General features: G+C 70.1%; 21 protein-coding genes, 1 other RNA gene and 1 pseudogene. 10 read left to right on the plus strand and 13 right to left on the minus strand.

The window, feature by feature from the left end; translation table 11 throughout:
• Positions 1 to 36: 36 nt before the first annotated feature.
• The 3 genes from recR to AC07NB_RS17135 are packed head-to-tail and all read right to left on the minus strand — an operon-like array spanning position 37 to position 1,303.
• Positions 37 to 639: a recombination mediator RecR gene (recR, locus tag AC07NB_RS17125; protein ID WP_291837397.1), complete on the minus strand. Its 603-nt coding sequence runs from the start codon at positions 637 to 639 to the stop codon at positions 37 to 39.
• Positions 639 to 974 carry a CPCC family cysteine-rich protein gene (locus tag AC07NB_RS17130; protein ID WP_291837395.1) on the minus strand — a complete coding sequence of 112 codons (336 nt, stop codon included), beginning with the start codon at positions 972 to 974 and terminating at the stop codon, positions 639 to 641. The genes recR and AC07NB_RS17130 overlap by 1 nt, the downstream gene beginning before the upstream one ends.
• Positions 974 to 1,303, minus strand: a complete 330-nt coding sequence (locus AC07NB_RS17135) for a YbaB/EbfC family nucleoid-associated protein (protein WP_291837392.1) — start codon at positions 1,301 to 1,303, stop codon at positions 974 to 976. Before AC07NB_RS17135 ends, AC07NB_RS17130 begins: the two co-directional genes overlap by 1 nt.
• 161 nt (positions 1,304 to 1,464) lie before the next feature.
• Between AC07NB_RS17135 and AC07NB_RS17140 the strand changes: the two genes are divergently transcribed.
• Both AC07NB_RS17140 and AC07NB_RS17145 read left to right on the plus strand, forming a co-directional pair.
• Complete coding sequence (locus AC07NB_RS17140) at positions 1,465 to 2,079, plus strand: malonic semialdehyde reductase (RefSeq protein ID WP_494572466.1); 615 nt, start codon at positions 1,465 to 1,467, stop codon at positions 2,077 to 2,079.
• A gap of 94 nt (positions 2,080 to 2,173) precedes the next feature.
• A complete protein-coding gene (locus tag AC07NB_RS17145) occupies positions 2,174 to 4,606 on the plus strand; it encodes a TonB-dependent receptor plug domain-containing protein (protein WP_494572467.1) in 2,433 nt (810 codons plus the stop codon).
• Position 4,607: 1 nt separating this feature from the next.
• Here AC07NB_RS17145 and AC07NB_RS17150 read toward each other — a convergent pair whose 3' ends face one another.
• Both AC07NB_RS17150 and ffs read right to left on the minus strand, forming a co-directional pair.
• Positions 4,608 to 6,494: a DNA polymerase III subunit gamma/tau gene (locus AC07NB_RS17150; RefSeq protein ID WP_492314119.1), complete on the minus strand. Its 1,887-nt coding sequence runs from the start codon at positions 6,492 to 6,494 to the stop codon at positions 4,608 to 4,610.
• Positions 6,495 to 6,660: 166 nt separating this feature from the next.
• Positions 6,661 to 6,754, minus strand: an RNA gene (gene ffs / locus AC07NB_RS17155) — signal recognition particle sRNA small type.
• A gap of 57 nt (positions 6,755 to 6,811) precedes the next feature.
• Between ffs and nudC the strand changes: the two genes are divergently transcribed.
• Positions 6,812 to 7,753, plus strand: coding sequence for an NAD(+) diphosphatase (gene nudC, locus AC07NB_RS17160; protein ID WP_494572468.1), 942 nt, complete (start codon positions 6,812 to 6,814; stop codon positions 7,751 to 7,753).
• Here nudC and AC07NB_RS17165 read toward each other — a convergent pair.
• Complete coding sequence (locus AC07NB_RS17165) at positions 7,741 to 8,139, minus strand: hypothetical protein (RefSeq protein WP_494572469.1); 399 nt, start codon at positions 8,137 to 8,139, stop codon at positions 7,741 to 7,743. The genes nudC and AC07NB_RS17165 overlap by 13 nt on opposite strands.
• 107 nt (positions 8,140 to 8,246) lie before the next feature.
• Between AC07NB_RS17165 and AC07NB_RS17170 the strand changes: the two genes are divergently transcribed.
• Positions 8,247 to 9,050 (plus strand): helix-turn-helix domain-containing protein, encoded by an 804-nt coding sequence (locus AC07NB_RS17170; protein WP_494572470.1) that lies wholly within the window; start codon positions 8,247 to 8,249, stop codon positions 9,048 to 9,050.
• Positions 9,051 to 9,185: 135 nt separating this feature from the next.
• Here AC07NB_RS17170 and AC07NB_RS17175 read toward each other — a convergent pair whose 3' ends face one another.
• A complete protein-coding gene (locus AC07NB_RS17175) occupies positions 9,186 to 9,908 on the minus strand; it encodes a 3-deoxy-manno-octulosonate cytidylyltransferase (RefSeq protein ID WP_494572471.1) in 723 nt (240 codons plus the stop codon).
• A 151-nt stretch (positions 9,909 to 10,059) separates the two neighbouring features.
• Between AC07NB_RS17175 and AC07NB_RS17180 the strand changes: the two genes are divergently transcribed.
• Positions 10,060 to 10,788, plus strand: coding sequence for a c-type cytochrome (locus AC07NB_RS17180; RefSeq protein ID WP_494572472.1), 729 nt, complete (start codon positions 10,060 to 10,062; stop codon positions 10,786 to 10,788).
• A gap of 246 nt (positions 10,789 to 11,034) precedes the next feature.
• On the opposite strand, the gene AC07NB_RS17185 is transcribed toward AC07NB_RS17180, so the two are convergent.
• Together AC07NB_RS17185 and AC07NB_RS17190 are read right to left on the minus strand one after the other, a co-directional pair.
• Positions 11,035 to 11,808, minus strand: coding sequence for a C40 family peptidase (locus AC07NB_RS17185; protein WP_494572473.1), 774 nt, complete (start codon positions 11,806 to 11,808; stop codon positions 11,035 to 11,037).
• A 168-nt stretch (positions 11,809 to 11,976) separates the two neighbouring features.
• Positions 11,977 to 13,362 carry a leucyl aminopeptidase family protein gene (locus tag AC07NB_RS17190; RefSeq protein WP_494572474.1) on the minus strand — a complete coding sequence of 462 codons (1,386 nt, stop codon included), beginning with the start codon at positions 13,360 to 13,362 and terminating at the stop codon, positions 11,977 to 11,979.
• A 74-nt stretch (positions 13,363 to 13,436) separates the two neighbouring features.
• Here AC07NB_RS17190 and AC07NB_RS17195 point away from each other — a divergent pair, with 74 nt between their 5' ends.
• The 5 genes from AC07NB_RS17195 to AC07NB_RS17215 all read left to right on the plus strand — a co-directional run bounded on the left by AC07NB_RS17195 (position 13,437) and on the right by AC07NB_RS17215 (position 17,386).
• Positions 13,437 to 14,249 (plus strand): tetratricopeptide repeat protein, encoded by an 813-nt coding sequence (locus AC07NB_RS17195; RefSeq protein WP_291834610.1) that lies wholly within the window; start codon positions 13,437 to 13,439, stop codon positions 14,247 to 14,249.
• 29 nt (positions 14,250 to 14,278) lie between these two features.
• Positions 14,279 to 14,743 carry an iron-sulfur cluster assembly scaffold protein gene (locus AC07NB_RS17200; protein WP_291834613.1) on the plus strand — a complete coding sequence of 155 codons (465 nt, stop codon included), beginning with the start codon at positions 14,279 to 14,281 and terminating at the stop codon, positions 14,741 to 14,743.
• A gap of 81 nt (positions 14,744 to 14,824) precedes the next feature.
• Entirely contained in the window at positions 14,825 to 15,085 is a 261-nt protein-coding gene (gene yidD, locus AC07NB_RS17205; protein ID WP_291834641.1) for a membrane protein insertion efficiency factor YidD, read from the plus strand.
• On the plus strand, positions 15,082 to 17,007 hold the full coding sequence (gene thrS, locus AC07NB_RS17210; protein ID WP_492314110.1) for a threonine--tRNA ligase: 1,926 nt from the start codon (positions 15,082 to 15,084) through the stop codon (positions 17,005 to 17,007). The genes yidD and thrS overlap by 4 nt, the downstream gene beginning before the upstream one ends.
• Positions 17,008 to 17,095: 88 nt before the next feature.
• A complete protein-coding gene (locus tag AC07NB_RS17215) occupies positions 17,096 to 17,386 on the plus strand; it encodes a GIY-YIG nuclease family protein (RefSeq protein ID WP_492314109.1) in 291 nt (96 codons plus the stop codon).
• Positions 17,387 to 17,444: 58 nt separating this feature from the next.
• Here the strand turns inward: AC07NB_RS17215 and phnE are convergent, their stop codons facing one another.
• The 4 genes and pseudogenes from phnE to phnC form a co-directional block, all read right to left on the minus strand.
• Positions 17,445 to 18,203 carry a phosphonate ABC transporter, permease protein PhnE gene (gene phnE / locus AC07NB_RS17220; protein ID WP_291834643.1) on the minus strand — a complete coding sequence of 253 codons (759 nt, stop codon included), beginning with the start codon at positions 18,201 to 18,203 and terminating at the stop codon, positions 17,445 to 17,447.
• Between the two features lie 231 nt (positions 18,204 to 18,434).
• Positions 18,435 to 19,292, minus strand: a pseudogene (gene phnD / locus AC07NB_RS17225) (phosphate/phosphite/phosphonate ABC transporter substrate-binding protein); the annotation flags it as partial.
• A 50-nt stretch (positions 19,293 to 19,342) separates the two neighbouring features.
• Positions 19,343 to 20,359, minus strand: coding sequence for a phosphate/phosphite/phosphonate ABC transporter substrate-binding protein (gene phnD, locus AC07NB_RS17230; RefSeq protein WP_492314108.1), 1,017 nt, complete (start codon positions 20,357 to 20,359; stop codon positions 19,343 to 19,345).
• Complete coding sequence (gene phnC / locus AC07NB_RS17235) at positions 20,356 to 21,153, minus strand: phosphonate ABC transporter ATP-binding protein (RefSeq protein ID WP_291834622.1); 798 nt, start codon at positions 21,151 to 21,153, stop codon at positions 20,356 to 20,358. The genes phnD (AC07NB_RS17230) and phnC overlap by 4 nt, the downstream gene beginning before the upstream one ends.
• Between the last annotated feature and the right edge of the window lie 2 nt (positions 21,154 to 21,155).

Consider the following 21,155-nt stretch of genomic DNA (forward strand, 5'->3'; position numbering starts at 1 on the left):
GCTGCGTCAGAAACGGACGCAGCCCGCCCGATGGCCTCAGGCCGGGCGTCGCGCCCGCAGGGCCTGGACGATGGTGCCGTCGTCCAGCCAGTCCAGCTCGCCGCCGACGGGGACGCCGCGGGCCAGGCTGGTGATCTCGACCTGGCCGCCCGCCAGTCGCTCGGCGATGTAGTGGGCGGTGGTCTGGCCGTCGACGGTGGCGGGCAGGGCCAGGACGACCTCGCGGGTCTCGCCGCCGCGCACGCGCCCGACCAGCTCGGCGATGCGCAGGGCGTCGGGGCCGACCCCGTCCAGCGCCGACAGCAGGCCGCCCAGCACATGATACTTGCCCCGGAAGGCCCCCGACCGCTCCATGGCCCACAGGGCGCCAGCCTCCTCGACCACGCAGATCAGGCCGTTGTCGCGGGACCCGTCCGAGCAGATGGAGCAGGGGTTGCGGGTGTCCGGCGCGCCGCAGACCGAGCAGGACGACACCTTCTCCGCCGTCTCCGCCAGGGAGGCGGCCAGCGGGACCAGCAGCTGGTCACGCTTCTTGAGCAGGGCCAGGGCGGCGCGGCGGGCCGAGCGGGGCCCCATGCCCGGGAGCTTGGCCAGCAGGCTGATCAGCCGCTCGATCTCGGGTCCGGCGGAGGCGGCCATCAGGTGCGCAGCCAGTAGGGTTCGGCGGCCGTCATGATCGGGCCGCCCTGCATGTCGCGGCCGTTCTCGAGCGGCCGCCATTCGGGGTCCGGCTCGTCTTCGGCGGGCGCGCGGACGTGGGCGGAGAAGCGGGGATCGCTGACCCCGGCGCTGATGAAATACAGCTGCGCCTCGGCCAGGCTGACTGAGTTGGCGCCGTCGCGCAGGAGGGGGTTGGCCAGCTGCTGCCCGTCGTCTTCCCACCAGCAGATGGGGCAGACCTGGAACGAGCCCCAGCCCTCAGCGAGCGTGCGGTAGCCGCAGCACGGGCATGTGGTCCCCTCCCCGCCGTGCATCAGAACAGCTTGGGCATGCCGGGAATGTTCATCCCCGCCATCGGACCGGCGGCCTCGCGCATCAGGGCGGCGTTGACCTCGTCCAGCCGGCGCTTGGCGTCGGCGTGGGCGGCGACGATCAGGTCGGCGAGGATTTCGGTGTCGCCGGGGACCATCAGACTGTCGTCGATGGTCACGGCGGTGATGTCGCCCGGCCCCTTCAGGGCCACGGTGACGAGGCCGCCGCCGGAACTGCCGGAGGCGGAGGTTTCAGCCATCTTGGCCTGGGCGTCCTGCAGCCTTTGCTGCATCTGCGCGGCCTGTTGCATCAGGGCGTTGAGGTCTTTCATGGCCCCTAGATAAGCGGTTCGCGCGCCCGGCGACAGGGGGCGGCGAAATGACGGATCCGCCATCTGCAACAGAAAGTGTTCCAGAGCCCTTGGCGCCGCCTTCAGGCCCTCCTATTTAGCACCCGCTGCTGTTGCAGTTCTATATCTGGAGGGACCACACGATGGCCTTTGACGCTCTGCCCGACCGCGACGCCCCGCTTAGCGAAGCGGCGCTGGCGCAACTCTTCACCGAAGCCCGCACCCGCAACGCCTGGACTGACCGTCCGGTGTCCGAGGCGCTGCTGCGCAAGCTGTACGACCTGACCAAATTCGGCCCGACGGCGGTGAACAACACCCCCGCCCGCTTTGTCTTCGTGACCTCGCCGGAGGCGAAGGCGCGCCTCGTGCCGCTGATGGCGGAAGGCAACCAGGCCAAGACCGCGCAGGCGCCGGTGACGGTGATCGTCGGCCAGGACCTGGATTTCCCCGAGCATCTGTCGACGCTGTTCCCCCACGCGCCGGGCGCGAAGGACTGGTTCGCCGATGAAGCGATGCGCCGCGAGAGCGCCTTCCGCAACGCCTCGCTTCAGGGCGGCTACATGATCCTGGCCGCGCGGGCGCTGGGGCTGGACGTCGGCCCGATGTCGGGCTTCGACCCGGCCGCCGTGAAGGCCGAGTTCTTCCCGGACTCGAACGTCGAGCCGAACTTCATCATGAACATCGGCTACGGCTCGGACGAAAACCTGTTCCCGCGCTCGCCGCGGCTGAGCTTCGAGGACGCGTCGCAGATCCTGTAGGGGCCGGAAGCCGGAGCGGCGGTTGACACCCGCCGCGTCCCCAAACTAAGCATGCTCCATATGTTATGTTATTACATAACAATCGGGGGTGTTCATGAAGAATGTCGTTTTGAACGGGCTGGCGCTCGCCTCCCTGGTCGGGGGTTTGGCGTCCGGAGCCGCCGCCCAGGAGACGCGGCCGGCGGGCGCGCCCGTCGAAAGACGCGAAGACCGCGATGAGGAGGCCTACGCCGTCGGCGACATCATCGTCACCGGCTCGCTGATCCGCGGCCTGCCGAAGGAATACATGGCCAGCCCGGTGTTCACGCACGGCCGGGACGACATCGTGCAGTCCGGGGCGGGGTCCGTCTCGGAATACATGCTGACCATCCCGCAGAATTTCGCGGGCGACCTCAGCGAACTGGCCACCACCGGGGCGGGGATCGGCAGCCCCCTGGGCAATGCGACGCCCTATAACCAGTACGACGGCTTCGCCGGGTTCGCCTTGCGGGGACTGGGTTCGGACGCGACGCTGACGCTGCTGAACGGCCGGCGCATGCCTTCGGTCGGCATGAGCGAGGCCCCGACGGTTTCGGTCATTCCGTCGATGCTGATCGAGCGGATCGACATTATTCCCGACGGCGCCTCGGCGACCTACGGGGCCGACGCGGTCGCCGGCGTCGTCAACATCGTGACCCGCCGGCCGACGCACGGCCTGGAGCTGCAGGTGCGCGGCGCGACCGCCACCCAGACCGACAAGAAGGACCTGCAGATCGGCGTCCTGGCCGGTCACGACTGGAGCAGCGGCAGCGCCTACGGCATGGCCATGTACCAGGACCGGTCTCCGTTCGTCGGCGACCCGGTCGTGGCGCAGGGCGAGACGCTTCAGATCACCCAGTTGCCGAACGAACGGCTGACCGGTCTCTACGCCGGGGCGGAACAGGCGGTCGGCGATATCACCCTGACCCTCGACGCCTCCCACTTCCGGCGCGATCGGGATGCGCAGCAGCTGTATCTCGACCACCCCGCGTTCAGCCGGGCGTTCCGGACACGGACCGAAGGCTCGTCGGTCTACAGCGGCGCGCACTGGCAGGGCGGCGATTTCACCAGCCTGGACCTGACGGTCGACTACCACCGCAACCAGACCGACAACAGCGTCGGCCGGATGGGGCGGCCGCCCGGCACGCAGCGGGACGTCAACACCCTGTTCGTCGCCGAACTGCGCGGCCAGACCACGCTGGCGACCCTGCCGGCGGGGCCCGTCTTCGCGGCGGCGGGCCTGCAGTACCGCAAGGAGAAGCTGCACACCGACGCGACCATCTTCTTCAACCGCAACGGCGGCGCGCGCGAGGTCAAGTCGATCTTCGGCGAAGTGAACGTGCCGATCGTGGGCGCGGAGCAGGCGGTGCCGCTGATGCGGTCGTTGGCCCTGTCCGTCGCGGCCCGGTACGAGGATCTGAGCTTCGACACCGCCCTGTCGCCGAAAGTCGGCCTGCGCTGGCAGGTCGACCGATCCTTCACCCTGCGGGGCACCTATGCGCGGTCGTTCCTGACGCCGCGGTTCCGCAACACCATCGGCATCGCGGAACAGGTGTCGTTCGGGATCTACGACTACGGCTTCCTCGCGCCCGGCGACCAGGATCCCGCCCTGCCGCCGGGACAGGCGCTGGTCATGTTCCGGGCGGGCGCCAATCCGAACCTGAAGACCCAGAACGCCGACACCCTGACGCTCGGCTTCGACTTCACCCCGACCTTCATTCCCGGCCTGACGGTCAAGGCCAACTATTACCGGGTCAAGATTTCGGACCGGATCGGCACGCCGTCTCCGGACGACAGCCTGTCCGTTCCGGACCTGCAGATCTTCAACACGCTGCGGCCGACGCCGGCGCAGGTGCGGGCCGTCGTGGACAATCCGGCGGTCTTCCGCCGGTTCGCGGAGGTGCCGTCGATCAACGGCGGGGACCTCACCTTCTTCGATTCCGCGGGACAAGTCCCCGCCGGCCTGCTGTCGCAGGTGCAGCTGATCGCCGACATCCGCGCCCAGAATTTCGCGGTGGAATCCACCGACGGCTTCGATCTGGACTTCGGCTATCGCGGCGCGCTGTTCGGCGGTTCGGTGGCCGTGAACGTCAGCGGCCAGTACATCCTGAACCTGGAGATGAAGGCGGGAGGCTCGACCGCTATCTCGCGGCTGGACGGATACGCCAAGCCGGCCGATCTGCGGCTGAACGGCTCTGTCGTCTGGGGGCGGGACGGCTATTCCATCGGGTCGGTGGTGAACTACGTCGACGGCTTTACCGATGACCGGCCGGGGAAACCCCGGCGGAAGGTGGGCGCCTTCACCACCGCCTCGCTGTTCGTCGGCCTGGACCTGGGCATCCTGTCGGCGGCGCCGTGGCTGTCGGACAGCGAACTGCAGGTGACCGTGGCCAATGTGTTCGACGAGCAGCCGCCGCGCATCGTCGACGGCGTGATCGGCTTCGACCCGTACAACAACCCGCCGACGCCCCGCACTGTCGCGCTGGTGCTCACCAAACGCTTCTGGTGACCTAGTCCTCGTCGTCCGCCTCGTCCGGGATGACCGGCAGGTCCACCGGCGCGGCGGTCGTGCGGATCTCGCCGATCTTCGCGCCGGGGAAGGCCTCCATGATCGCCTTGACGAAGGGATCGGCCTCGACCTCGGCGCGCTCTTCGGAGCGTTTGCGGCGGTCGATCTCGATGATGGTCTCGCCGCCGCCCTGGCCGTTGGCGGCGATCAGCCAGGTGCGGCCGGTCCATTCCCTGAGCCGGGCGGACAGTTTGCGGGCCAGGTCGATCGGCGCGCCCTGCACGCTCTCATAGGTGATGGCGCCGGGCTTGAAGGCCACCGGGCGGACGAAGCGCTGGACGTCCATCTGCAGGCCGACTTCGCGCTTCTCGCCGATCAGGGCCACGACCTGTTCGAAGGACTGGGGATCGGGCAGGGCCGGGGCCGCGACCGGCCGCGCGGCCAGCTGGGCCCCCAAACTGGCTTGGGCGCCGCCGCCTCCACCACCACCGCCGCCGCGCGGGGCCGAGCCGCCGCCGCCGACGGGGTCGCCGTCGCGCAGGGCTTTCAGAGCCTCTTCCGGTCCCGGAAGGTCGGCCGCATAGGCCAGGCGGATGATGGCCATCTCCACGGCGTCGGCCGGATTGGGCGCGCGCCGGACCTCGTCCAGCGCCTTGAGCAGCATCTGCCAGACCCGCGCCAGCGTGCCCGCCGAGATGACCGCGCCCAGCGCCGTCAGCTTCTGGGCCTGATCATTGGGCAGGCGGGTGGCGTTGGGGCCCAGCATCTTGGCCACCGAGGCGGCGTGGCAATGCTCCAGCAGATCGTTGGTCACCTGCACCGGATCGGCGCCGTAGCCGTACAGGGTGCGGAACAGCTCCAGCGCCTCGGGCGTGCGCCCGGCCATGATGGATTCGAACAGGGCGATGGTCTGGGTGCGGTCGGCCAGACCGAGCATGTCGCGCACGATCTCGGTCTTGACCGTCTCGCCGCGCTCGCCCTGGACCAGGGCCTGATCCAGCAGGCTGAGGCCGTCGCGGACCGAGCCTTCGGCGGCGCGCGAGATCAGGGCCAGGGCCTCCTGCTCGATCTTCATGCCTTCGCGGTCGGCGACGCGGCCCAGATGCTCGACCAGGATTTCCGGCTCGACGCGGCGCAGGTCGAAACGCTGGCAGCGGGACAGGATGGTCACCGGCACCTTGCGGATCTCGGTGGTGGCGAAGATGAATTTGGCGTGGGGCGGCGGCTCTTCCAGCGTCTTCAGCAGGGCGTTGAACGCCTGCGTCGACAGCATGTGGACCTCGTCCAGGACGTAGACCTTGTAGCGGGCCTCGACCGGCGCATAGCGGACGCTCTCCAGGATGTCGCGGATGTCGTTGACGCCGGTGTGGGACGCCGCGTCCATCTCCATCACGTCCATATGCTGGCCGGCCATGATGGCGGCGTCGTGCCGGCCATGGGCCGTCAGCTCCAGCGAGGGCCGGTCGATGACGTCGGTCTCGTTGTTCAGGGCGCGGGCGAGCAGGCGGGCCGTGGTCGTCTTGCCGACCCCCCGCACGCCGGTCAGCATGAAGGCGTGGGCGATGCGGCCGGTGGCGAAGGCGTTGGTCAGGGTGCGCACCATCGCCTCCTGGCCGATCAGGTCCTCGAAGGTGCGCGGCCGGTATTTGCGGGCCAGCACCTGATAGGCGGCGCCGTCGTTCTCATGCGCCGGCTGTTCGGCCGCGAGCGCGGGCTTCGGCGGCGAAGGCGCGGCGGCCTCGGCCAGGGCGACTTCCTTCTCGGGCTCGGGGGCCACGGGCGGAGCGCCGAACATGTCCTCGGTATTGGGGTCGCGCTCTTCCGCCGCCCCTTCCGGGGCGTCCTCGTCCCACGGGGGGCCTTCGAGACTCGGGTCGATGTCGCTCATGGGATTGTCTTAGCGTGGGCGGAGAGATTCCGGGAGGGCGGATGTGCGTGCATCCGGCGCCCCTCCACCACCGGCTCCGCCGGCGGTCCCCCTCCCCCATGGGGGAGGAATGCGCTCAAGCAGCGAGGCTCCGCGAGCCGAGCGTTAGCGCACCAAGATGTCAGGAGAAGGTGGAGACCGCGACCCGAAGGGGAATTCGTTGTGGCTGCTGCCTTCCGGCCCTGACCAGATTGGCGAAGCCTTCGCCCGCGATCTCCGATCGGGGATATGACGATTCCGGCTCGCGGATGCAAGCGCCGCCTTGCTAGAACACCGCCATGCCCCTCCCCGCCCTGAACACCTTCGCCGGCAATCCGCTCGATCGGGCGGGGGATCGGCGGAACGATCCTGAATGGCTGATCGAACAGGCCGCCGATCCCGAAGCGCTGGCGCTGGTCATGTGGCAGGGCAAGCCGCTGGTCGAGGACCATGCCGAGGGACCGCGCCTGCAATGGCTGGCGCTGAACCACGCCCGGGCCGTGGTCCCGGACCGCGAGGTCTTCCTCGGCCTGTGGAAAGCCGCCCCGGTGTTCGCCGTCGAGGTCGAGGGGCCGGTCGATCCGACGGCCGGGCCGCTGCAGGGGCTGGGCGCCTTCCCCGAGATGCGCGAGGCGGCGGGGGTGCTGTCGGACGCCGACGCGGCCATGGCCGGACTGGCCAAGAGCCTGTTCGACTGGCGCGCGCGGCACGGCTTCTGCGCCGCCTGCGGCCAGGCCAGCGACACGGCGTCCGGCGGCTGGAAGCGGATCTGTCCGGCCTGCAAGACTGAGCATTTCCCGCGCGTCGATCCGGTCACCATCATGCTGGCGATCTACAAGGGCGGGCCGGAGCCGAAATGTCTGTTGGGCCGCCAGGCGGCCTGGCCGGAGGGCCGGATGTCAGCGCTGGCGGGGTTCCTGGAGCCCGGCGAGACCATAGAGGAAGGCTGCGCCCGCGAGATCGAGGAAGAGGCCGGCCTGACGGTGACGGCGGTCCGCTATCACTCCAGCCAGCCCTGGCCCTTCCCGTCCCAGCTGATGATCGGCCTGTTCGCCGACGTGGACTCGGACGACGCTCGGCCGGACCAGACGGAGCTGGAGGCGGTGGCCTGGCTGACACGGCAGGAGGCGGCCGACGTGCTGGCCGGCCGCCATCCCTCGATCAAGGCTCCGCCGAAGATCGCCATCGCCCGCAGCCTGCTGCAGGCCTGGGTCGACGGCGCCGACGATCAGGCCGCCTGACGGGCGCCCCGGATCGCGAAGACCTGCAGGCCGGCGAAGACCGCCACCGCCGCCGCCTGAGCCAGGACGAAGGCGACGCCGAGCCCGTTCGGCTGCAGCCAGCCCAGCACCAGGGTCATGACGCTTTCGATCACCCACAGGGCGTTGACCGCGATGACGGCCATGACCAGCGGCCGGGCCGGGCGGGCCTGCAGGGCGAGGGCGGCGACGCCCAGCGCCCAGGCGACCAGGAACAGGCCGGCGGGCCGGGTGAAGGCGGGGTCCAGGCCCAGCAGGTCGTCCAGCGGGCCGGAGCCGAAGGCCAGCAGCAGGCCGGTGGCGCCGCTGGCCAGGGCGTCGAGGCCCAGAACGCGACGCAGGAACAGGGGGGTGTTGGCGGTGGTCATGTCGTCCTCCTCGGTGTTGACGATCCGAGATTGACGGCCCCGCTCAGGCCGGTCGATTACGCGAGAGGTAATGGCCAGACCCACCTCGGAGGGATTGGATCGTCGTCATGCAGAACATCACCGACACCACCCCGACTTCTGGCCCGACCTTCGGCCACGCCCTGCGCGACTGGCGCCGCCGTCGCCGCCTGAGCCAGATGGACCTGGCCATCGAGGCCGACATCTCGACCCGCCACCTCAGCTTCCTGGAGACCGGCCGGGCGCGGCCCAGCCGGGAGATGGTGCTGAACCTGGCCGAGCGGCTGGAGGTGCCGATGCGCGAGCGCAACGCCCTGCTGAGCCTGGCCGGCTTCGCCGCCGTCCACGCCGAGCGCGCGCTGGACGCGCCGGACATGGCCGTGGCCCGGGCGGCGATCGAGCGGCTGCTGAAGGCGCACGAGCCCTACCCCGCCCTGGCCGTCGACCGCGGCTGGAACCTGGTGATGGCCAACGCCGCCGTGGGGCCGTTGCTGGCCGGCGCCGCGCCGCACCTGCTGGAGGGACCGATCAATGTGCTGCGCCTGAGCCTGCACCCCGAGGGCCTGGCGCCGCGCATCCGCAACCTGCCGGAGTGGCGGGCCCATGCGCTGGAGCGGTTGCGGGCGCAGTTCGCGGCCTCGGCCGACCCCGGCATCCTGGCGCTTCTGGACGAGCTGTGGGCCTATCCCGCGCCGCCGGGGCCGCGCGCCCACCCGGCGCCGGGCAGCGCCATCGCCACGCCGCTGGTGCTGGACGGACCGGACGGGCCGCTGTCCTTCCTGACCACGACGACGGTGTTCGGCACGCCGCTGGACGTGACCCTGTCCGAGATCGCCATCGAATCCTTCTTCCCGGCGGACGAGGCGACGGCGCGCGCCCTGGGCGGGCGGTGATTCTCCCTCCCCCGAAGTGGGGAGGGATGTCGGCGCGCCAGCGACGACAGGGTGGGGTCCGTATCCGAGCGCTCGGTTCCCCACCCGTCTCGCTTCGCGAGCCACCCTCCCCATGAGGGGAGGGAGAAGATTGGGTCAGGCCAGCCTTCGGGCCGCCTCGAGGTCCGCCGGATTGTCGACCGACAGCGGAGCCTCGTCGATCACCGCGGCCCAGATCTGCAGGCCCATTTCGAGGGCGCGGAGCTGTTCCAGCTTTTCGCGCTTCTCCAGCGGCGAGGGCGGGGCGGCGCAGAATTTCAGCAGGGCCTCGCGGCGGTAGCCGTACAGGCCGATGTGCCGCCAGACCGGGGCGTCGCCGTACAGGGTCGAACGGGTGAAATAGAGGGCCTGACCGTGGCGCTCGCCTTCAGGCAGGGCGATGACCGCCTTGACCACGTCCGGATTGGAGCGGTCCGAGACGTCGGCCTCGCGCGCCACCAGGGTGGCGATGTCGCAACGCGGCTCGCCGTGCAACAGGGCCGCGCAGGCGACAGCCAGGCCCGGATCGGCGAAGGGCATGTCGCCCTGGAGATTGATCACCGCATCGTGGACGCCGTCCGGATCGATGGCCTCCAGCGCGGCGCGGATACGGTCCGAGCCCGAAGGCAGGTCCGGATCGGTCAGGACGGCCACGCCGCCGATGGCCTCGATGGCGTCGACGATGGCCTGATCGCCCGCCGCCACGGCCACCGGCAGGCCCGACAGGGCGGCCTGCTCATAGGCGCGCACGATCATGGGCTTGCCGCCGATGTCGGCCAGCGGCTTGTCCGGCAGGCGGGTCGCCGCCATGCGAGCGGGAATCATTATCAACGGATTCATCGGTCTGCCTCGCTGCCTGCGACGCCGGACCGCCTGAAAGGTCGCTCCGGCCCGGTTGCGAAGGCCGCGCTAGCGTGTAAGAGACGCCCACGCAAGAATTCGCCCGCCGTCCAGACGGTCGGGCCCTAATGTACGGGATGCGACGAGACGCATGAGCGGCAATCTGAACGGCAACAAGATCCTGGGCGCCGCTCTGGCGACCGCCTTCGTCATCATCGGCGTGCAGCAGGTGACGGGCGCGATCTATCATACCGAAGCTCCTGAAAAGATGGGCTACTTCGTCGACGCTCCGGAAGAAGCCGCGGGCGGTCCGGCCGAAGTGGTCCTGCCGCCGGATTGGGGCACGGTCCTGCCGGCCGCCGATCTGGCCGCCGGTGAAGCCGCCTTCGCCCGCTGCCAGGCCTGCCACGACGCGCACTCGGGCGGCGCCGACAAGATCGGCCCGAATCTGTGGGGCGTCGTCGGCGGCCCGGTCATGCACCGCGCCGGCTTCGCCTATTCGGACGCCATGGCGACCCATAAGGCCGAAGCGCCGACCTGGGGCTATGACCAGCTGGACCAGTTCATCACGGCGCCGGGCCGCTACGTTCCGGGCACCAAGATGTCGTTCGCGGGCATCCGCGACCAGCAGACCCGCATCAACCTGATCGCCTGGCTGCGCTCGCAAGGCTCGGGCGGCTTCGCCATCCCGGCGCCGGACCCCGCGCGTCAGCCCGGCGCGGCTCCCGCCGCCGCTCCGGCGGAAGGCGCGGCTCCGGCCGAAGGCGCCGCCGCCACCGAGGGCGCGGCTCCGGCCGCCCCGGGCGCCGCTCCGGCGACGACCCAGGCCACGCCGGCGGCTCCGCCCGCCGCGACCAGCCCGGCCCCGGCCAACCACTAGGCTCGGTCACAGATACGGAAAGGCCCCGCCGGCGACAGCGGGGCCTTTTTCGTTCTGGCCCGCTATCGTCATCCCGGCGAAGGCCGGAACCCAGCGGCGCGCGAAAGCGCGAACCTGTGGGGAGCTCGAGTATCGGCGACAGCGAGCTTGGTTGACGGCTGATGGTGTTTCACCGCAGTCGCGGCGCCGCTGGGTCCCGGGGTTCGCTTCGCGCCCCCGGGATGACGATAGCAACGGAGTTGTGGCTCAGAGCCTGCGGAAGCGCGGCGCCTTGAAGCCCTCGGCGGCGTAGCGGGCTTCCGCCTCGGCCAGCGGCTCGATGACCACCGCGCCGTGGTGGCCGGTGGCGTGCAGGACGCGGTCGGCGTCGATCAGGATGGCGGAATGGCCGTTCCACGGCCCCATGTCGTCATGCAGCCAGATCACCAGGTCGCCGCGACGGGCCTGCGCGCGCGGCGTCTCGGCGCCCAGCTTGACCTGCTGGTCCGGGTAGCGCGGCGCGGCGCGGCCGCAGGCGTAGAGCGCCTGCTGGACCAGGCCTGCGCAATCGGTGCCGCGCGAGGAGCGGCCGCCGGGAACGTGCGGCACGCCGAGCAGGCGTTCGGCCACGGCGACGGGATCGGTCTCGAACACGCCGACGGGCTGGAAACTGGGGTCTTCGCCCTCGAGGACGAGGGCGTTCAAGGGCAGGGCGGCGTCAACCGCGGCCACCCGGGCGCGGGCCAGGGGCGCGCCCTCGGTCAGGTTGGAGGCCTTGACCCAGCCGACCACGCCGTCGCGGCGGGCGCGGCCCCACAGGCGGTCGCCGTCGGCGTCGAGGATGTCGAAGACCTCGCCGAAGACCAGCTGGTCGATGCGGGATCCGGTTTCGCCATGGATGTCGGCCACCGGGGCGGTGCAGCGCATCGCCCGGGTCGCGCGGTAGGCCGCGGCGCGGACCACGCCTTCCAGCGCCTGCTCGGCCAGATCGGGCCGGGCCAGGATGGTGCGGGGGTCCAGAATGTCGGCGGCAGCGGTCAAACGAAGCTCGTCTGGTTGAGCCGGTGTTGTAGCGCGCGGTGGTGGAAGGGCCGTTAACGGGAGGAATTTAGGCGGTAGGCGGTAGGCAGTAGGCAGTAGGCAGTAGGCAGTAAGGTGCAGACCGTCGGCGGAGGGAGCAATCGTCCCTATTGCCTACTGCCTATCTGCCTACTGCCTCACCGCGAAGCGGCGCTTCAGCATCTCGAACGACGCCCGCAGGCCTTGCGCCTCGCCGCCCTCGGGCCAGCCGGGGCGGGCGCGGGGGTTCCAGGCGAAGATGTCCATGTGCGCCCAGGCGCCGGTCTCGGGGGCGAACTTCTGCAGGAACAGGGCCGCGCAGACCGAGCCGGCCTGCGCCCAGGCGGAGGAATCGTTCTTCAGGTCGGCGATCTCGGTCTCCAGCGCCGACCGGTAGCCGGCCCACAGCGGCATGCGCCACAGCGGGTCGCCCACGGCGGCGGCGGCGGCCAGCATGTCGGCGGCCAGAGCCTCGTCGTCGGTATACAGCGGCGGCAGCTCCGGTCCCAGCGCCATCCGCGCGGCGCCGGTCAGGGTGGCGAAGTCCAGCGTCAGGTCGGGGTTGTGCTCCGCCGCCCGGGTCAGGACGTCGGCGAGGATCAGCCGGCCCTCGGCGTCCGTATTGCCGATCTCGATGGTCAGGCCCTTGCGGCTGGACAGGACGTCGCCGGGGCGGAAGGCGTCGCCCGACACCGCGTTCTCGACGGCGGCGACCAGCACCACCAGCCGCACCGGCAGCCCGGCCTGCATGATCAGGCGGCCGAGCGCCAGCACATGGGCCGAGCCGCCCATGTCCTTCTTCATGTTGCGCATGCCCGCGGCGGGCTTGAGGTCCAGTCCGCCGGTGTCGAAGACGACGCCCTTGCCGACCAGGGCCACCAGGGGCAGGCCGGTCTGGTCCAGGTTCCAGCCGATCTCGATGACCCGGGGCGCGCGGTGCGGGGCGGCGGCGCGGCCGACGGCGTGGACGGCGGGGTAGTTCTCTTCCAGCAGGGCGTCGCCGGTGATGACGCTCAGGGCCGCGCCGTGGGCCTCGGCGATCTCGCGGGCGATGGTCTCGATCTGCAGGGGGCCCATGTCGCCGGCGGGGGTGTCGACCATCTCGCGGGCCAGGGCGCAGGCGGAGACGATGTTCAGCAGGGGCTGCGCGTCCACGCCGGGGGCGGCCAGACGCGCGCCCTGGGCGGGACGGCTCTTGTAGCGGTCGAAGCGATAGGCTCCCAGGGCGAAGGCCAGGGCCGCCTGCGAGGCCGCCTCCCCGTCCACGCCGTCCAGCCGCCACAGGCCGGCGGGCAGTCTGGCCGCCAGCCCCCGGGCGGCCATGGGATCGAAGCGGTCGCCGGCGCCGAACAGGGCGCCCGCCACGGCGCCGTCCGCGCCGGGCAGGACCAGCAGCTGGCCGGCCTTGCCGGTGAAGTCATTGGCGGCGGCCCAGGCCGCCTCGGCGCCGCTCAGAACCGCGTCCTTGCCGACCACGCGGACCGGAAGCGCGCCCGTGGCGTCGGCGGTCAGCACATCGGGATGGAGAACGGACATGGAGTCGGCCTTTGTTAACCAGCAGTTGACGCGGAGGGCCGATTCTATGGCCGACCTTTCCGGAGCGCCTTCTCATGTCGCGCACGACCGCCTGTATCGCAACCGTCGTCCTGTTCACCGCCCTCGCCGCCCCGGCGCTGGCGCAGGTCACGCCTGTGCCTCAACAGGCCGCCGAGCCCGCGCCGCCGCGCACGCCCGCGACCGCCGAGGTGCGCGCCGCCTATGAGCGGGCCGACGCCCTGTCGCGGTCGGTGTTCTGGACCCAGGAGGCCGAGATCACGCCGCTGGACCCAGTCGCCGGAGTGAAGGCCTCGCAGGCGCTGCGCGAACTGGGCCGCCACGACCAGGCCGCCGACATCGCCCAGCGCGTGCTGCTGGTCCAGCCGGGCAACTACGACGCCATGCTGGAGCTGGGCCGGGCCCATATCGCGCGCGGCCAGGCCTTCTACGGCATCCTGGCGCTGGAGCGGGCCCGCGACATGAAGCCCGACGACTGGCACCCCTGGTCGCTGCTGGGCACGGCCTATGAGCAGGTGCGCCGGACCGACGACGCGCGCGCCTCCTGGGCCCAGGCCCTGGCCCTGTCGCCCGAGAATCCCGACGTGCTGACCAATATGGCCGTCTCGGCCATGACGCGCGGCGACAACGCCTCCGCCGAGCCCCTGCTGCGCCGCGCCGCCGCCCAGCCGGGCGCCTCGCTGAAGGTGCGGCTGAACCTGGCGCTGGCCCTGGGCCTGAACGGGAAGATGGGCGAGGCGGAGCAGATCCTGCGCCGCGACCTGCCGCCGGACCAGGCCGACAGCAACCTGGCCTGGCTGAACGCCCGCAACGCCGCGGGCTCGCAACAGGCCGCCGCCCGCACCTGGACCTCCCTGCAAGGTAGCTGAGGGGCGGTTGATCCCCTACATTGGGTTCCATGATCGACGAGCTCTACAGCACGCGCATCCTGACGCTGGCGGCCAACCTGCCGCACAGCGGCCGCCTGCCCGCGCCGGAAGGCACGGGCGAGCGGGTCGCCAAGCTGTGCGGATCGAAGGCCGTCGTGGACGTGACGCTGGACGCCGAGGGCCGCATCGCGACCTTCGCCCAGGACGTGAAGGCCTGCGCCCTGGGCCAGGCCGCCGCGGGCGTGCTGGGCGAGGCGGTGATCGGCGCGACGGCGAATGAGCTGTCCGCCGCCCGCGACGCCATGCTGGCCATGCTGAAATCCGGCGGTGAAGGCCCCGAGGGCCGGTTCGAGGGCCTGCGCGCCCTGAAACAGGTCGCCGACTACCCGGCCCGCCACGCCTCCACCATGGTCGCCATCGAGGCGACGCTGGACGCCGTCCGCGAGGCGCTGGAGCGCAAGGCTCCGGACACCCGAACTCGCCTCGCCGGCTAGGCGGTTGCTCCTTTATCTTTGGCCTATCGCGCGGTCGCGCTACTTGAGGCCAGGCCCTTCACGGGGGATAAGCGCGGCGACATGGCTTCCGGCGGAACTCTCTACGAACGCGGCGTCCGATTGGCCCATCGCGGGTACAAGGTGACGCTGTCGCCCCTGATCGGGCAGCAATGCCGGTTCCGGCCGACCTGCTCCGACTACGGGCGGGACGCGCTGATCCAGCACGGACCGCTCAAGGGGGGATGGCTCACGGTCAGACGCCTCTGTAAATGCCACCCCTTCAGCGGCATGGACTGGACCTATGATCCGGTGCCTCCGCCGCCCGAAAAGACAGACCGATGATCGAACTCAAATTCCCCGACGGCGCCAGCCGACAGTTTCCCGCCGATGCGACGGGCCGTGACGTGGCGGCCTCCATCTCCCCGTCCCTGGCCAAGCGCGCGGCGCTGGTCGAGATCAACGGCCAGCAGTGGGACGTGGACCGCCCGCTGGAAGTCGGCGGCGACTTCAAGCTGATCATGCGCGACGATCCCGACGCGCTGGAGACCATCCGCCACGACGCCGCGCACATCCTGGCGCAGGCCGTGCAGGAGCTGTTCCCCGGCACCCAGGTCACCATCGGCCCGGCCATCGAGGACGGCTTCTATTATGACTTCTTCCGCGAGGAGCCGTTCTCGACGGACGACTTCGCCGCGATCGAGAAGCGGATGGCCGAGATCGTCGACCGCGACGAGAAGCTGGTCCGCGAGGTCTGGAACCGCGACGAGGCCATCGCGATGTTCGAGGCCAAGGGCGAGAGCTTCAAGGCCGAGCTGATCCGCGACCTGCCCGCCAGCGAGACGATCACCGTCTACCGGACGGGAACCTGGGCGGACCTGTGCCGCGGACCGCACTTCCCCTCGACGAAGTTCGTGGGCAAGGCCTTCAAGCTGACCAAGCTGGCCGGCGCCTACTGGCGCGGCGACCACCGCAATCCGCAGCTGCAGCGCATCTACGCCACGGCCTGGGCCAGCCAGGCCGACCTGGACGCCTATCTGCTGCGCGTCGAGGAGGCCGAGAAGCGCGACCACCGCAAGCTGGGCCGCGCCATGGAGCTCTTCCACATGCAGGAAGAGGGCCGGGGCATGGTCTTCTGGCACCCCAAGGGCTGGGTGCTGTGGCAGGTCATCGAGGCCTATATGCGCCGCCGGCTGGACGCCGCCGGCTATGTCGAGGTCAAGACGCCCCAGGTGCTGGACCGCACCTTCTGGGAGAAGTCGGGCCACTGGGAGAAATACCGCCCCAACATGTTCGTCTGCGAGACGGTCGAGGGCGAGACCCTGAGCCTGAAGCCGATGAACTGCCCGGGCCACGTGCAGATCTTCGGCATCGGCCAGCGCTCGTACCGCGAACTGCCGCTGCGCATGGCCGAGTTCGGCGCCTGCCACCGCTATGAGCCGTCGGGCGCCCTGCACGGCCTGATGCGCGTGCGCGGCTTCACCCAGGACGACGCCCACATCTTCTGCCGCGAGGACCAGATCGTCGAGGAGACGGAGCGCTTCATCCGCCTGACGAAGATGATCCACGCCGACCTGGGCATGGAGACGGCCTACATCAACCTGGCCACCCGCCCCGAGATCCGCGCCGGGTCGGACGCGTTCTGGGACAAGGCCGAGGGCATGCTGGCCGAGGCCGCCAAGGCCGCGGGCGTCGATCCCGTCATCGCCGAGGGCGACGGCGCCTTCTACGCGCCCAAGCTGGACTTCGTGGTCAAGGACGCCATCGGGCGCGAGTGGACCTGCGGCACGCTGCAGCTGGACTACGTCCTGCCCGAGCGGCTGGACGCGACTTACATCGGCGAGGACGGCCAGAAGCATCGGCCGGTCATGCTGCACCGCGCGATCCTGGGCTCGTTCGAGCGCTTCATCGGCATCATGATCGAGAACTACGCCGGGGCCTTCCCGCTGTGGCTGGCGCCGACGCAGGCGGTGGTGGCGACCATCGTCTCGGACGCCGACAGCTACGCCGAAGAGGTGGTGGCGAAGTTCAAGGCCGCCGGGCTGCGGACCGAGATCGACCTGCGCAACGAGAAGGTCGGCTACAAGGTGCGCGAGCACTCGGTCGGCAAGGTCCCGGTCATCGCCGTGGTCGGCAAGAAGGAAGCCGAAGAGGGCATGGTCGCCCTGCGCCGCCTCGGCTCGCAGGCCCAGGAACTGGTCACCGTCGAGGAAGCCATCCGCATGCTGACGGAAGAGGCGACGCCGCCGGATCTGCGGCAGGGCTGACACACGCTTGACGTGCATGGATGATCGGATTTAATTCCGCTCATCCCCGCGAAGGCGGGGACCCAGGTTTTAGCCGCGGTCTCCGCCTTTGGCCTTTTTCACCTACATCGTCGCCAGCAAGCGGAACGGCACCCTCTATACGGGATCGACCGACAACCTGCTGGTGCGCATCACGCAGCATCGAGACAAGATGCGACCGGAGAGCTTCACGGCGAGATACGGCGTCGCCCGGCTTGTCTGGTATGAGGTCTACGAGAGCCGCGCCGGCGCATTCCGGCGCGAGCGCCAGATCAAGAAATGGAATCGGCTGTGGAAGCTGAGGCTCATCGAAGAGATGAACCCCGGCTGGCACGACCTGTTCGACCGGCTGCGCGCTTAGCTCAAGCCTGGGTCCCCGCCTTCGCGGGGATGAGCGGAGGTGGGTGCGGTTCTCAGGCTCAGAGCAGCCGCTTGCGCATGGCCTGGGACAGCATGTCGATCAGGGTCACCGCCACGACGATGATGATCGCGATGGTCGAGACCTTGGAATATTCGAACGCCTGCAGGCTTTCGAACAGGGTCTGGCCGATGCCGCCGGCGCCGATCAGGCCCAGCACGGTGGCCGCGCGGCTGTTCGATTCGAAGCGGTAGAGGGCGAAGGACGTCCACAGCGGAGCCACCTGCGGGATGACGCCCCAGGCGATCTCGTGCAGGCCGCCCGCGCCGGTCGCCTTGACGCCCTCGATGGGACCCTTGTCGATCGACTCGACCGCTTCCGAGAACAGCTTGGCCAGCACGCCGGCGGTGTTCAGGGCGATGGCCAGCACGCCGGCCAGCGGGCCCAGGCCGACAGCGACGATGAACAGGGTGGCGACCACCAGGTCGGGCACCGAGCGCAGCAGGTCCATCACGCGGCGCACCGGCCAGACCAGCCAGGCCGGCGACAGGTTGCGCGACGCCATGAGGCTGAGCGGGATGGCGATGAAGACCGCCAGGAAGGTGCCCCACAGGGCGATCTGAACCGTCAGCCACATCTGGCCGACCAGCATGCGCCACTGGCTGAAGTCCGGGCTCAGGAAGGCCTGGCCGTATTTCTGCATCTTCTCCGGGCTGGAGAAGAGGTTGCCGATATTGGGCAGGCCGACGTGGCCGACCGCCGCCAGCAGGATGATGGCGAAGCCGCCCCACAGCAGGATGTCCAGCGACCAGGCGGCCATGGACTTCTTCGGCGGCGCCGGAACCACGGCCGGATCGCTCGGCGCGGGAGCCGGCTTGGGCAGGACGTTCAGACCGATGGCCAGCAGCACCAGGACGCCGATCAGGGCGAACGGCCCCCAGCGGGTGATCTGATCCTTCCTGGACGGCGGCGCAACCTCGGGCGGACGGCCTTCGCGGCGGGCCTGGTCGGCCTTCATCTCGCGGATGGGGTCCAGGTAGCTGTTATCGGCGGCGCGGAACTGGGAATAGTTCAGCTTGGTCATCACCGCGCGCTGTTGCTCGACGTCGGGGCCGTAGCCCTGGCCGTAGGTGACGAAGAACTGACGAATCTTGGCCTTCACGTCGGCGGGAAGGTCGCCGCGGATCAGGATGCCCGATTCCGGGATCGGCGGGGACTGCCAGATGACCTCGATCTGGTCGGCGATGGCCGGGTTCTCGCGGCGCAGGAAGATGGTGTTGACCGAGTTGGAGGTCGCCACGTCGACCAGGCCGTTGGCCACGGCGAAGGAGTTGGCCTGGTGGCTGGCCGAGCGGACGGTGGCGAAGCAGGCCGACGGCGTGATGTTCCGCGGGCTGAAGAAATAGGTCATCGGCGCCAAGGTGCCCGACGTCGACTGGGCGTCGCCGATGCCGAAGTCGTAGCGCTTTCCGCAACGCTCGACGTCGGCGAGCGTGATGCCCGAGCCCTTCTTCACGATCAGGGACGAGGTGTAGGAATCCTTGCCCTCGATATCGACGGTGCGGGCGATGACCTCGGCGCCGGCGCGGTCGATGGCCTGGACGGCCGGCAGGGCCGAGAACCAGCCGATCTGGGCCTGGTCGGCGCTCATGGCCTCGACCAGAACGCTGTAGTTGGAGCCGAAGATGGGCTCGACCGGAATGCCGACCGCGCGTTCCAGATCGTCCAGCAGCGGTTGCCACATCGGGCCGGACGAGGCCTGGCCTTCCGCCGACAGGATGGTGAAGACCAGCTTGGTCGGGCGCTCGGCCCGGGTCTGGGCGGCGGCGGGGACCGAGGTCAGTCCGAGGACGACGACGGCGAGCGCCAGGACGGCGGCGAAGACGGTACGAAGGCGGCTCATGCCCATGGCTTTCCGGAACGCGCCCGAACGGGCGGCGGTTGTGGTCTTGAGGGGGTTCACGGCTGAACCTCGCGTTTCGCCCGCAGGCGTTGCAGTTCCTGCTCGGCCTCGGCGACGCCGGCGGCGTTGCGCTCGGCGCGGGCGGCGATCAGCCGCTGGTCGGCCATCATTTCCCGCACGGGGTCCAGATAGTCGTCGTCAGCGGCGTTGAAGCGTGAATAGCGCAGTCCGGCCAGCACGCGGCGCTGGCGCTCGGCCTCGACCCCGGCGCCCTGGCCGTAGGTCAGGAAGAAGCTGCGGATCTTTTCCTTCAGCGCCGGGTCCAGGTCCTCGCGCACCACAATCCCGCCCTCGGGGATCGGCGGCGACTGCCAGATGACCTGGATCTGCTCGGCGAGGGTCGGGTTCTGGCCCTGTAGGGCCGCGCCGCTGACGGTGTTGGAGGTCGCCACGTCCAGCACGCCGGAGGCGACCTCGAAGGCGTTGCGCTCATGGTTGGCCGAGCGGACGCTGCTGAAGCAGCGCTCCGGATCAATGCCGCGCGGCGTGAACAGATAGGTCAGCGGAGCCAGGGTGCCCGAGGTCGACTGGGCGTCGCCGATGCCGAAGCTGTAGCGCCGCCCGCAGGCCATGACGCCGTCCAGGGTGATCCCCGAACCCGTCTTGACGATCAGGGTGGCGCGATAGTTGTCCTGGCCCTGCTGGTTGACGGTGCGCGCGATCAGTTCGGCGTTCGCGTCATCGATGGCGTCGATGGCGGGCTGGGCCGAGAACCAGCCGGCCTGGACCTCGCCCCGCTTCATGTCCTCGACCAGGGCGGCGTAGGTCGAGGCGAACTGCGGCTTCACCGGCGCGCCGACGGCCTTGGACATGTCGTCCAGCAGAGGCTGCCACAGGGGGCCGGCGGACGCCTGCCCCTGGGCGGAGAGGATGGAGAAGGTCACGGTCTCGGCCGGCTTGCCGGACGCGCCGTTCCGCTCGCCGCAGCCGGCCAGAGCCACGCCGGTCAGGCCCAGCGCGGCGACGGCGAGAGCGCCGATCCCGGAACGGCGAGCCCAGCCGGAAAGGATCATGCCTTGGTTTCCCAGAAGGCGTCCTCGAACTCCGGGCCGTAGATTTCGATCAGGCGGGCCGTGTCCAGACCGGTCGACGGGCCGTCGTAGACGATCTTGCCGCCCTGCAGGGCGATGACGCGGTCGCAATAGCGGATGGCGTAGTCGACCTGGTGCAGGGTGACGATGACGCCCATGCCGTCGCGCTGGTTCAGCTCGACCAGCAGCTCCATGACCTTGCGGGCGGAGACGGGGTCCAGCGAGGCGACAGGTTCGTCGGCCAGGATGGCCTTCGCGCCCTGCACGATGGCGCGGGCGATGGCGCCGCGCTGCTGCTGGCCGCCGGACAGGGTGTTGGCGCGCTGGGCCGCATAGTCGGACACGCCGACGCGGTGCAGGGCGGCCATGGCGAGTTCCTTGTCCGCGCCCGGCCAGGCGCCGAACAGGCCGCGCCAGCCCGGAACGCGGCCGAGCGCGCCCAGCATGACGTTGGAGAACAGCGACAGGCGGCCGACCAGATTGAACTGCTGGAAGATCATGCCCAGCTTCTGGCGCGCGGCGCGGACCTGACCGGTCACGCGGCCGTTCTTCTGAACCACCTCGCCGAAGACGGTGATGGTGCCCTTGCCGCCGTCGATCGATTGCAGGCCGGTGATCGAGCGCAGCAGGGTCGACTTGCCGGAGCCGGACGGGCCGATCAGGGCGACCATCTCGCCGGCGCCGACCTCGACGGAGACGCCGTTCAACGCCTTCCGGGCGCCGAAGGTTTTGGACACGTCCTTGACGGACGCGACAGCGGCGGGAGCTGAGGTCATGA

The sequence above is a fragment of the Brevundimonas sp. GW821-FHT09G01 genome, assembly GCF_059416065.1.